Below are 11,009 nucleotides of genomic sequence, written 5' to 3' on the forward strand. Positions count from 1 at the left end.
AGCAGATTATGTATCACAAATAAAAAAGCATGTGATCAACACATGCTTTTAAGATACCCGATTTAATCTTCGTAATCGTCTTCGTCTTCATCATCGTAGACGTAAGCCATACAGCCCCAGCCATCGTATTCACCGCCATGTTCTGCAGCAATTTTGCTAAACCATTGCTCTAAATCGACAATGTCTGAATACTCTGGTTCCATGTAAACATAAATGGTGATGATCCATTCAACTGCGTCAGATTCTTCATCTTGGAATAATGAAATTTTTTGTTCTTCGGCCAACAAATACAAAGCACATTTTTCAGCTTGTTCTTGTGTGGTAAAAGCGATGGAGTACTCAATCTCATGTGGCTCTGTCAGGTCATCCCCATCTTCATGCATTTGCCAAAGTACATTGCCATTATCATCATCAGGGAATTGTTCATAGTCACGTGTCATGCGAATATCCTTGTTATCTTTTTAGCCAATATATATCTGGCAAGTGACAAAATAGTGAATTCAACATAGCACAAATTTGCCCGAAGGACTCAATTTTCATCTCGTTTTACACTGACTTTAGTCTGAATTACCCAGAAGATTGCTTTTACATGACACTGCAATTGCTCTAAGCATTTGCAGCCAGTTTAATTTGTGGCATCTGACAAGAGCTTTCCTGTTTAAATGCCAACAGCAAAGCGGCAAACTTTAATTCTTCTTGTCGGAGTGTCAAATAAGAGTCTAGAACTTTTGCGTGTCCAAATGCAGCCGCATAATGATTGAGCAAAGTAAAATCATCCTGCAAAGCTTGAAGCGATTCAGCCAAATTATGTTCAGTCAGCTGCGCCAAATATAAATCTGCTTTACTATTAAATGCTTGAGCCAGCAAAGTCACTGCCGCTAGACGGCGTTGCTCATCGACAAAAGCACAATGCGCAACTTCTTGATTTTTGACCGCATCTTGAATCTTGTGTCGTACTTGCTGCAGGTGTTGTGCTGCATCACTATAGCCATAACCTTCAATCAGATCATCCAATAGCTGCTGTGCAGGCAACTGAAAAGCAGGCGTATGATGTTCAATTTTATGATACAGCGCGGTCATAATCTGTTCGAGTTGCTGACGTTCTTCAACCAAGTTATAAAAAGCACCCAATTGATCTTGTGCTGTTTTAAGCGTTTTGGCTTTGGTTTTTTGCTCATGCTCGGCTAAAAAATCTCGAACTTTTTCAACTTGTTGCTTGCACTGCTCCCGCGTATTTTCCGCTTCGGATTTAATCATTTCTACAAACATTTCTACTTGTTGGCGACGTTCTAATACATATTGCTCAACGTCTAAAATATGTTGATAGTGCTGCAAGGTTTCTAAACGACCTTTTAAACTGCCTATTTCGATGCGTAGCACAGTCAGCTGATGCTCTAATTCATTACTTTCCAACTCATCGGACGCTAAATTGGAGCGAGTGCGGTCTAAATTACTTTGTAAAGATTGAATGCTGGCAGACAACTCACGGCGGCGCTGAGATTGCCAAAAAATAATCACCACCAAAACAATAATGATTGCACCCAATATATACAGCATATAACTTCTCCCACCGCATTGGTCTGCCATATTTTAAAAAGTCATCTTCAGTTTTAAAGACGCTTTCTAACCCGCTTTGACAGCCCACCACACTCAAAAACACAAAATTTTAAAACAGCGAGTTATTCACTTCCTTCATTTATGCCAAGGCAAATGAATAACGATAGCTCTAAAGATACGTTAGCGAGTTAGCGGCACGAAGACTATCCCAATTTTTGAGTATTTTCACAAAAAAATTGAAAAATATGCGCCTGTTAGAAAAATTGAATCCCAAAATCTCTAAAAAGGAAGCTGTGCTCGAATTGCAACAGGAACTTGGCTTAAAGGTTGCGTGAAAGCCAAATAACTGGCATGCAGCGCCATCCGACCTAAAGTGCTTTTTTTCGGTTCAGGATGATATAACTTATCGCCTGTAATGGGATGTCCAATATATTGCATGTGTACTCGTAACTGATGTGAGCGCCCTGTAATCGGGGTGAGCAATACACGGGTAATATCTTCAACCGCACAATATTCCAAAGCCTGATACAGCGTTTGCGCAGGCTTGCCTAAATCGAAATGCACAATTTGGCGTGGACGGTTTTCCCAATCGGTAATTAAAGGCACATCGACACTGCCCTCACCTTCAAGTTTGCCTTGAATTAAAGCAATGTAGTTTTTTTCTACTGTTCGCGCCTGAAACATTTTACTCAATGCGACTTCTGCATCACGATGCTTGGCAAACATGAGAATACCTGAGGTCGCCATATCTAAACGATGGGCAATTTTTGCCTGAGGATAATCTGCGAGTACTCTTAAATATGCGCTGTCCTGATGTTCGGGCAAACGCCCAGGCACCGACAATAAACCTGCGGGCTTATCAATCACCAATAAATCGTCATCTTCATAGACAATCACTAAGGGTTCTTGTGGAGGTGCATAAATAAAGTTGTCGTTTAAAGCCATGAACATACAGCATGCAAAGCGGTGCGGGCAAAATATCAAGCACAGCCCAAACTGTCAATTCAGTCGGGCGATGTACTTTTTAGTGTAAAGATTTAGATTTTAAATTGGCTGAGTCTGCCAAGCTTAATCTGTCAAACTTAGTCTGCGAAACTTAGTCTGCTAAATAGTATTCCACCGTAGACACCACACGTACTTTTTTCAAATATGGCGTGTTGCTGTCACGGTCTTCAATACTAAATACGCCCTGATTGGCCGATTTAATTTTGCCTAAACGACTGTCAGAATCTGCAGCAAATTTTTCTGCAACACTGCGGGCATTTTGTGTGGCTTGCTCAATCATGGCAGGTTTGATGTCATTTAGTTGCGTATATAAATATTCGGTGCGTTGCCCGTAATCCTCACCGCCAAAGGCAATACCATTCTTGCCTAAATCAACCAGACGACTTTGCGCACTTCGGACTTTATCTATACTTTTGGTATACACCGTAATGGTTTGATGCGCAGTATAACGCAAGGCAACATTACCATCTCCACCATATTGCTGGGCGTATTTATCGGTAATCACGGGTGCAGCAATGGTAATTTCTTCCGCAGCAAAACCTTCATTTTTCAAAAAGTTTTGAATTTGTGCAGTCTGGCTTTGCATGGTGTCATATAAAGCAGCCAAATCTTGACTGGCTGCGCTAAAACGAATGGGCCACACGGCTACATTGGCTTTGACTTCACGCTCAGACAAGCCTTTGACCGAAACCACACGCTCATATTGTTTAATTTTCAGTGCGCTGTTGCCCAAAATCCAGCCTGCTAGCACCATCCCCAAACAAATCAGCCCACCTAAAATCAGTGCGGGTTTTAATTGATTCATGTTTGCCAACTCCTCAAATTGCGGGCTTTTCGCCTCTATTTCAATGACCGTGTGTTTTTAATGTACTGTCTAAAGTGGTTGTTTCTATGCTTTTCGATGCTTGTTTATAGAGTTTTAAATTAAGGTCGCATCATATACAGCGCAATGAGTGGCGCAATATTCAATAGCAATACCCCAATTTTATAGACTGCCATGCCGCCATAATGAATGGCATCAAAACTTGCATCTGACAATTTGAACCATCTGCCATGTAACTGTCGCAGCCAGTCATGCGCGAAAATCACCACCACAAACCACAGCATTAAAATGGCATAGTTAATCAGTGCGCAGGTCAGTAATAAACGACACCAAAAATCGTAATCAACACTCATATCACACCTAATTAGATGTAGATGATTATTGCAAATTAACAGATTTGAATGAAAAATTTGATGGGAGTTTTGTAGCAGAAAGATGGTTTAAAATTCATTTAAGCTTTTATTTTGTCTGGATTTTATTGTCTTGATCTTGTTTTGTTTTTTATATTTTTAACAATATTCTTTAGGGTGTTAGGGAAAACAACTGTGGTTTACTTCAACTATCATGCTGGATAAGCCATGATCTTATAGCCTATAAACTTCTGGTTTATAGCGTCCTAAGCCGAATCGAGACCTTTTGGGTAAGTACTACACGCACGTTGTACGCAACTGGTAGCAATCTACTCTTTTCGATCCCCATCACACCCTTGAGATATATAGTAGTGATTTGAGGATGGGATTGTTTCCCCGTAATGATTTTATTTTGATTAATTTTTAAAATTTTTATCACTTTTTAAGTCATATTTTAAAAAATTTTCCAAATAGACATTTTTTATGCACTTAAATCATCAAATAAAGCTCAAATATTAAATTTATTACCACACTTATTTTTAAAATATTTTCAAACTGACCACAAACCTATGTGGAGGATTCAACAACTTTCTTTTTTCCTCGAATCCAGCGAATTGCCCAAATTAAGGTCAGGAGCACCACAAAAACCACCAATACAGGCACAATGAAGGACAACACTGAAAGTACGGCAGCCCCAATCCACTCTCCTGTAGAAATCACAGGATTTGCAACACCGCCTGTGGTTGCGGTTGATACACCACGTGCCGCAACTGTACTCATTTGCACCACACCTGCTGTTCCACCACCGACAATAATGGCAGAAGCCCAACTGGCAAATTGCGACATTTCGCCACTGCTTACAGCCATTGTGGTGAGTGTACCTGCAATCATGGCGGCAGGCGTTGCAACGGTATCGAGTAAGTTATCAACCCACGGTACATAATACGCAGCAATTTCACTGATTGTTGCCACGGTCAAAGCCAGACAAACAGCAGGCATCGCCAACCATTCAAAACCTTTTAAGGGTTCAAACCAACCCATGAGCGCGGCAACACTCATAACCAATATAGGTACGAAAACCCGAAAACCACTGGCAGCACTTAGCCCAATGCCGACACATAAACCGAGTATTGTTTCCATGTTGTACCTCATTGCCTTGGGTTTTCTTTAGGTAAAATAGCAAAAAGCCCCATCGGGTGATAGGGCTTTAGATTAAAAACAGGATCAGCTGTTTTAAGTCGTGTAGCTTAGGCAACCTTGTTGTTATATTCGGTGCCATGGCATTTGGTACACGGTGGTAGACGGTCTGTACCAATTTCTAAGTAAACGCGATGCCCGCATTGGACACAAAAATAGAAGCCTGTTCCTGGTTTATCACCTGCAGTTACCATCTTTGTTCTCCGTGTGGTTTAGAAATGGTCAATCCAGTATATCTATTCTGTGATGATTGTCTATTGTCCATTTTGACGGGTGATGAGGGCAGTTGGGCGAAGGATGATTTTTATAAAAAATCTAACTCAATTACAAAGGATTAGATACCCAGTTTTCGACTTTTAATCCATCGACACGAGTAAATTCTTTTTCGTTATTGGTGACCATGACCCAATGATTTGCACGTGCATGTGCTGCTAACCATAAGTCATTTGCGCCAATGATCTGCCCCTTAGATGCAAAGTTCTGGCGTATTTCTGCATAATGGTGTGCAACATTTTCATCCAATTCAACCACTTGAATCATTGATGTTAATTCATCTATGACTTTTAAAGCCTTTTCTTTATGTTGACTTTTTTCTGCACCAAAACGTAATTCTCCCAACGTAATGACAGAAATTAATATATTTCGATGCGGAAGATGTTTTTCAAAATACTGACGCACAATTTCAGGTTGGTATTTAATAATGTAAATACAAATATTTGTATCTAATAAATATTGTACTTGCATTAGAACATTTCCCGTTCTTGAGGCGGCAGATCTTCTCTTTCATCTGCATAAAAGTCATTTGGCATTTGGGATAACGCTTTAAATAACCGATCTACCGTGACTGGTTTTTCACGAAGAATCACTTCATCACCACGACGAAAGATTTCAACTTCTTTGCCTTCAAAGCGAAATTCTTTAGGCAATCGAATGGCTTGACTTCGTCCTGTCATAAAAACTTTTGCGGTAGTCATTGGGCTACTCCATCGTTTTTGATACATATCTTATGATAGGTATTTATTGGGTGTTTTTCAACCAAATAAACTTCTACTTTTAAATTTTATTGTTTTTGATAACTGCTGATTTTTTGAATGAAAGATACTTTTTAGAAAATTAAGTTAGGTTTACAAGGAGTTTGCTGTTTAATTCACAATATATTCATCTTCCAAAAAAAAAAGACCTCACTTAACAATGAGGTCTTTTCTCAACAATAATCATTCTCTAACATTTCTTTAAAGAAGAAAAATTAAAGAAGATTCTTAAAACATCATCAAGCCACATTCCCTTCCAAGAAATCCTGCGCAAAGCGTTGCAATACACCGCCCGCCTCATACACAGATACTTCTTCTTCGGTATCTAAACGACAAGTTACTGGCACTTCAATTGTTTGGTTTTTACCATCATCCGTTGAACGCTCAATCACCAAAGTCAAAGTCGAACGTGGCGCAATATTACCAATCACGCTATAAAGTTCCGTACCATCCAAACCTAAAGTTTTACGGTTAACACCCGCTTTAAACTCAAGTGGCAATACGCCCATACCCACCAAGTTGGTACGGTGAATACGCTCAAAACCTTCAGCCACAATCGCTTCCACACCCGCAAGACGCACGCCTTTTGCAGCCCAGTCACGGCTTGAACCCTGACCATAATCTGCACCCGCAATAATAATTAACGGCTGCTTACGGTTCATATAAGTTTCAATCGCTTCCCACATACGCATTACTTCGCCTTCTGGCTCAACACGCGCTTTAGAACCTTGCTTAATTGTGCCGTCTGAACGTACCACCATTTCATTAAACAATTTCGGATTCGCCAAAGTTGCACGCTGTGCAGTCAAATGATCACCGCGATGCGTTGCATAAGAGTTGAAATCTTCTTCTGGCAAGCCCATTTTTGCCAAATATTCCCCTGCTGCCGAGTCTAAAATAATCGCATTCGATGGAGATAAATGGTCTGTGGTGATGTTATCGCCCAAAATTGCCAACGGACGCATATTGGCTAAAGTACGTGGCGCAGCCAATGCACCTTCCCAATATGGTGGACGGCGGATATAAGTACTTTGTGGACGCCAGTCGTAGAGTGGACTTTCAGATTTTTCCGACTCTCCCAAATCGAACATTGGAATGTACACTTGGCGGAATTGTTCAGGTTTAACCGATTCTTTCACCAAAGCATCAATTTCAGCATCAGATGGCCAAATATCTTTCAGATAAATCGGGTTACCATTTTGATCTGTGCCCAAAGCATCTTTTTCGATGTCAAAACGAATCGTTCCTGCAATCGCATAAGCCACAACCAACGGTGGCGATGCCAAAAATGCTTGTTTCGCATACGGATGGATACGACCATCAAAGTTACGGTTACCCGACAGCACAGCAGTCGCATACAAGTCACGGTCAATAATTTCTTGTTGAATCGCTGGGTCTAATGCACCAGACATACCGTTACAAGTAGTACATGCATAAGCGACAATACCAAAACCAAGTTTTTCTAAGTCTTTCAGTACGCCTGCTTCTTCCAAATACAATGCAGCCGCTTTAGAACCTGGTGCAAATGATGATTTCACCCAAGGCTTACGCACTAAACCTAACTCATTGGCTTTACGTGCCAACAAACCTGCTGCTACAGTATTACGCGGGTTTGAGGTATTAGTACAAGAGGTAATCGCAGCAATGATGATGGCACCATCTGGCATTAAACCATCAGTACGGTTTTCAACCACACCTGCAATGCCTTTTTCTTTTAAGTCTGCAGTTGAAACACGCGCATGCGGATTCGATGGGCCTGCAATGTTACGAGTTACTGTTGAAAGGTCAAAACGTAATACACGTGGATACTCTGCCTGTGTCATTTCAGATGCCCAAAGACCAATTTCTTTAGCATAAGTTTCAACCAGTTTGACCTGATCTGCTTCACGACCTGTTAAGGTTAAATAGTCGATGGTGTTTTGATCGATGTAGAACATAGCGGCAGTTGCACCATATTCAGGTGTCATGTTGGAAATCGTGGCACGATCCCCCACCGACATGCTATCTGCACCTTCACCAAAGAATTCTAAATATGCACCGACCACACGTTCTTTACGCAAAAACTCGGTTAAAGCCAATACGATGTCCGTTGCCGTAATACCAGCCTGACGCTGACCGACCAACTCCACACCAATAATGTCTGGCAGACGCATCCAAGAAGCACGACCCAACATCACGTTTTCAGCTTCAAGACCGCCTACACCTACAGAAATGACACCCAAAGCATCGGTATGTGGTGTGTGTGAGTCTGTACCCACACAAGTATCTGGGAATGCAATGCCTTCACGGTTTTGAATGACTGGTGACATTTTTTCCAGATTAATCTGGTGCATGATGCCGTTGCCTGCAGGAATCACATCAACATTTTCAAATGCAGTTTTCGTCCATTCAATAAAGTGGAAACGGTCTTCATTACGACGATCTTCCACTTCACGGTTTTTACGGAAAGCATCTGGGTCAAAACCGCCATATTCCACAGCTAAAGAGTGATCGACAATTAACTGGGTAGGTACGACAGGATTCACTTTAGAAGGATCGCCGCCCTGATCGGCAATCGCATCACGTAAACCTGCCAAGTCAACGAGCGCAGTTTGCCCCAAGATGTCGTGACACACCACACGCGCTGGATACCACGGAAAATCATGCTCTTGTTTACGCTCAATCAATTGTTTTAAAGATTGTTCTAAAATTGCAGGGTCACAACGGCGCACTAACTGTTCTGCAAGTACTTTTGAGGTATAAGGAAGTTTGGCATAAGCGCCTGACTGGATATCTTCAACGGCTTGTCGCACGTCATAAAAATCGAGCTGAGTGCCTTGCAGTGGTTTGCGGTAGTTGTTATTCATCTGGTATTCGCCCTTACTCTATTGTTCTCAACATCTTATGGGATGATTGTTTCCACCCGTCGAAAGCATTGTACGCTGCCAAAAACCCATTTCCCAAATCCTATATATTTCATACACTTAAATATAAAAACAGGGGTTTTTGAAACATTTAATTACATTTTGAGTAAAATTCTTGCCCTAAAAATGCTTTTTTTTGAAAAATAGCGCAAAATTGACCTCATTCTTTAGTCTTAGATTTCAATGTGAAAGGTTATTCATGCGCGATTTAGCTTTCAGTGCTTTAAGTTTAAACGGTGTCGATGCACAAAAATTCCTGCAAGGTCAGGTAACAGTCAATGTCGAAACATTAGCTGAAAATACAACCTGTTATACCGCAATTTGCAGTTTAAAAGGACGCGTTCAGTTTGGCTTCTGGCTTAAAAAAATCTCGTCCGAATGTTTTGAAATCATCAGCACAGCCGACCAAGCCGAAGATTTAGCCAAACACATTAAAAAGTTTGGTGCATTTTCAAAAATGCAGCTTGAAACCATCGGTACGGTTTACCCAACCATTCAGGGCAATCAAACTGAATTTTCAGCTGAAGTGACTGATTTAAACGCATGGCAACTACAAGCGATTGAAACAGGTCAGGCATGGATTCAAGCCTCAACAGCAGAAGTGTTTCAACCGCAGGAATTGCGTTTGCATCAACGAGATGGCGTGCATTATGACAAAGGCTGTTATTTGGGTCAGGAAGTCGTGGCACGTTTATGGTTTAAAGCCAAACCAAAACACTGGTTGCATTTAATTCAGGGTTCAGGCGAAGCCCCTGCACCTGCCGCCAAACTGAATAATGATGTGGAAGTGGTGAATAGCATAGCGACTGCAGAAGGTTTTAAAGCGTTGGTGGTTGCCAAACCAAGTGCTTTGGAAGAGTTAGCTATACAAGTATTGGCTTTGCCTGAACATTTGAATGGCGATGTTGCACGTCCGCAATAAAATAGATTCCACCCGCTCAGGTTAAGGGAGTCGCAAGATTCCCTTCAAATGACAATGAAAAAGCATTCGTACACATTTTTTATATTTACATTCACACTTTTCAACTTATGATGAATGCACCACTGTAAAAACAAAACGCACATCAACGGAATGATGTGTAAAAGAGAACAAGGTACAACTCAAATGATGAAAAAACTACTCATTGCGGGTGCAATCGCCCTATCTAGCAGCATCAGTATGGCAAATAGCAACATTCCAACCGATCCTGCTTTTGCCAAAATTGAACAATTAATGCAAGCCAACAAGGTTAAAGATGCCTATCAGGAATTAGAAAAGCTTGCCAAAACAGGCAATGCGCAAGCCATGTATAACTTAGGCTATTTGACACAAACTGGACAAGGCACAGCAAAAAATGAAAAGAAAGCCATTCAGTTGTATGAGCAATCTGCCCAAAAAGGCTACCCAGTTGCGAGTTATGTTTTAGGCAAAAACTATCTTACTGGCGCACTGGGTTTAAAACAGGATGCTGCTAAAGCCAAACAATATTTACAGACGGCATCCAATCAGGGTTTTAATGATGCCACAGTCGATTTAGCCGTTTTATATTTCTCGGAAAATACGGCAGCATCTGACCAAAAAGGTTTAAAACTATTACAACCTTTAATTGCCAAAGATCATTATCAAGCCATACATGCAAAAGCCTTGTACGAAATTAGCACAGGCTTTAAAAACAAAGATGAAGCACCAATTAAGCAAGGGCTGCAAAGCATTCAAAACTTGGCGCAAAAGGGTTATATTCCTGCACTCATGGCAGTGGGCAATATGTTTGTGAATGGCAATATCGTGCCGCAAAACTTGCCTGAAGCGAAAAAGATTTTTGCCTCACTGGCACAGGAAAATGTAGCGCAAGCCAAAGAATCATTGGCTGTGGTTGAAAAAATGATGGCAGATCAAGCCAAAGCTTCCAACAAGGCAACCGCTAAGAAAAGTTAAGATAGTTTCTTTATAAAGGCTATTAATCAGAGAAATTTTAAAAAAAGTCTGTATCAGCATGGTACAGACTTTTTTATGATTTGAGCACTTCGATACCGTTGCTATCTCCAAGTGAAAGAGGACTCCACCCGTCAGTCAGGGTGGAGGTGAATTTCACAAATTTCAACCTTGTTGATTCTGAATATATTGTTTGATTATTTCCAAAGGCGCACCACCACAAGACCCTGC

General features: G+C 41.0%; 12 protein-coding genes. 2 read left to right on the forward strand and 10 right to left on the reverse strand.

Translation table 11 applies throughout. The annotated features are described in order from the left end of the window. Positions 1–62: 62 nt before the first annotated feature. The 10 genes from FTU58_RS10025 to acnD all read right to left on the reverse strand — a co-directional run bounded on the left by FTU58_RS10025 (position 63) and on the right by acnD (position 8,809). Complete coding sequence (locus tag FTU58_RS10025; RefSeq protein ID WP_167845808.1) at positions 63–440, reverse strand: ribonuclease E inhibitor RraB; 378 nt, start codon at positions 438–440, stop codon at positions 63–65. Positions 441–606: 166 nt separating this feature from the next. Continuing rightward, positions 607–1,557 (reverse strand): DUF5660 family protein, encoded by a 951-nt coding sequence (locus FTU58_RS10030; protein WP_228291706.1) that lies wholly within the window; start codon positions 1,555–1,557, stop codon positions 607–609. Between the two features lie 279 nt (positions 1,558–1,836). Beyond that, the gene (locus FTU58_RS10035; RefSeq protein ID WP_179989200.1) at positions 1,837–2,502 is read right to left on the reverse strand and encodes an RluA family pseudouridine synthase; all 666 of its coding nucleotides are present in this window, start codon (positions 2,500–2,502) and stop codon (positions 1,837–1,839) included. 151 nt (positions 2,503–2,653) lie between these two features. Beyond that, entirely contained in the window at positions 2,654–3,367 is a 714-nt protein-coding gene (locus FTU58_RS10040) for an SIMPL domain-containing protein (protein WP_179989199.1), read from the reverse strand. A 119-nt stretch (positions 3,368–3,486) separates the two neighbouring features. Continuing rightward, positions 3,487–3,738, reverse strand: coding sequence for a DUF6868 family protein (locus tag FTU58_RS10045; RefSeq protein WP_004972400.1), 252 nt, complete (start codon positions 3,736–3,738; stop codon positions 3,487–3,489). A 564-nt stretch (positions 3,739–4,302) separates the two neighbouring features. Continuing rightward, positions 4,303–4,875: a DUF4126 domain-containing protein gene (locus tag FTU58_RS10050; RefSeq protein WP_136144743.1), complete on the reverse strand. Its 573-nt coding sequence runs from the start codon at positions 4,873–4,875 to the stop codon at positions 4,303–4,305. Between the two features lie 107 nt (positions 4,876–4,982). Beyond that, the gene (locus FTU58_RS10055; protein WP_096901556.1) at positions 4,983–5,126 is read right to left on the reverse strand and encodes a hypothetical protein; all 144 of its coding nucleotides are present in this window, start codon (positions 5,124–5,126) and stop codon (positions 4,983–4,985) included. 130 nt (positions 5,127–5,256) lie between these two features. Next, positions 5,257–5,676, reverse strand: coding sequence for a type II toxin-antitoxin system VapC family toxin (locus FTU58_RS10060; RefSeq protein WP_136144745.1), 420 nt, complete (start codon positions 5,674–5,676; stop codon positions 5,257–5,259). Next, positions 5,676–5,906, reverse strand: coding sequence for an antitoxin (locus FTU58_RS10065; RefSeq protein WP_004972406.1), 231 nt, complete (start codon positions 5,904–5,906; stop codon positions 5,676–5,678). The genes FTU58_RS10060 and FTU58_RS10065 overlap by 1 nt, the downstream gene beginning before the upstream one ends. Before the next feature lie 296 nt (positions 5,907–6,202). Next, complete coding sequence (gene acnD, locus FTU58_RS10070) at positions 6,203–8,809, reverse strand: Fe/S-dependent 2-methylisocitrate dehydratase AcnD (RefSeq protein WP_180062405.1); 2,607 nt, start codon at positions 8,807–8,809, stop codon at positions 6,203–6,205. A 256-nt stretch (positions 8,810–9,065) separates the two neighbouring features. Here acnD and FTU58_RS10075 point away from each other — a divergent pair, with 256 nt between their 5' ends. Together FTU58_RS10075 and FTU58_RS10080 are read left to right on the forward strand one after the other, a co-directional pair. After that, entirely contained in the window at positions 9,066–9,788 is a 723-nt protein-coding gene (locus FTU58_RS10075) for a folate-binding protein YgfZ (protein ID WP_180062406.1), read from the forward strand. A 186-nt stretch (positions 9,789–9,974) separates the two neighbouring features. Continuing rightward, a complete protein-coding gene (locus FTU58_RS10080; protein ID WP_026438287.1) occupies positions 9,975–10,781 on the forward strand; it encodes a tetratricopeptide repeat protein in 807 nt (268 codons plus the stop codon). The last annotated feature ends 228 nt before the right edge of the window (positions 10,782–11,009 follow it).

The organism is Acinetobacter sp. YH12120 (genome assembly GCF_013418795.1).
GTDB classification, from domain to species: Bacteria; Pseudomonadota; Gammaproteobacteria; order Pseudomonadales; family Moraxellaceae; genus Acinetobacter; species Acinetobacter towneri.

Excerpts from the sequence above, each read along its gene's own strand:
- FTU58_RS10080 (WP_026438287.1), top strand. The coding sequence starts at position 9,975 with ATGAAAAAACTACTCATTGCGGGTGCAATCGCCCTATCTAGCAGCATC.
- FTU58_RS10050 (WP_136144743.1), bottom strand. The coding sequence starts at position 4,875 with ATGGAAACAATACTCGGTTTATGTGTCGGCATTGGGCTAAGTGCTGCC.
- FTU58_RS10025 (WP_167845808.1), bottom strand. The coding sequence starts at position 440 with ATGACACGTGACTATGAACAATTCCCTGATGATGATAATGGCAATGTA.
- FTU58_RS10040 (WP_179989199.1), bottom strand. The coding sequence starts at position 3,367 with ATGAATCAATTAAAACCCGCACTGATTTTAGGTGGGCTGATTTGTTTG.
- FTU58_RS10075 (WP_180062406.1), top strand. The coding sequence starts at position 9,066 with ATGCGCGATTTAGCTTTCAGTGCTTTAAGTTTAAACGGTGTCGATGCA.
- FTU58_RS10035 (WP_179989200.1), bottom strand. The coding sequence starts at position 2,502 with ATGGCTTTAAACGACAACTTTATTTATGCACCTCCACAAGAACCCTTA.
- FTU58_RS10030 (WP_228291706.1), bottom strand. The coding sequence starts at position 1,557 with ATGCTGTATATATTGGGTGCAATCATTATTGTTTTGGTGGTGATTATT.
- FTU58_RS10055 (WP_096901556.1), bottom strand. The coding sequence starts at position 5,126 with ATGGTAACTGCAGGTGATAAACCAGGAACAGGCTTCTATTTTTGTGTC.
- acnD (WP_180062405.1), bottom strand. The coding sequence starts at position 8,809 with ATGAATAACAACTACCGCAAACCACTGCAAGGCACTCAGCTCGATTTT.
- FTU58_RS10065 (WP_004972406.1), bottom strand. The coding sequence starts at position 5,906 with ATGACTACCGCAAAAGTTTTTATGACAGGACGAAGTCAAGCCATTCGA.
- FTU58_RS10060 (WP_136144745.1), bottom strand. The coding sequence starts at position 5,676 with ATGCAAGTACAATATTTATTAGATACAAATATTTGTATTTACATTATT.
- FTU58_RS10045 (WP_004972400.1), bottom strand. The coding sequence starts at position 3,738 with ATGAGTGTTGATTACGATTTTTGGTGTCGTTTATTACTGACCTGCGCA.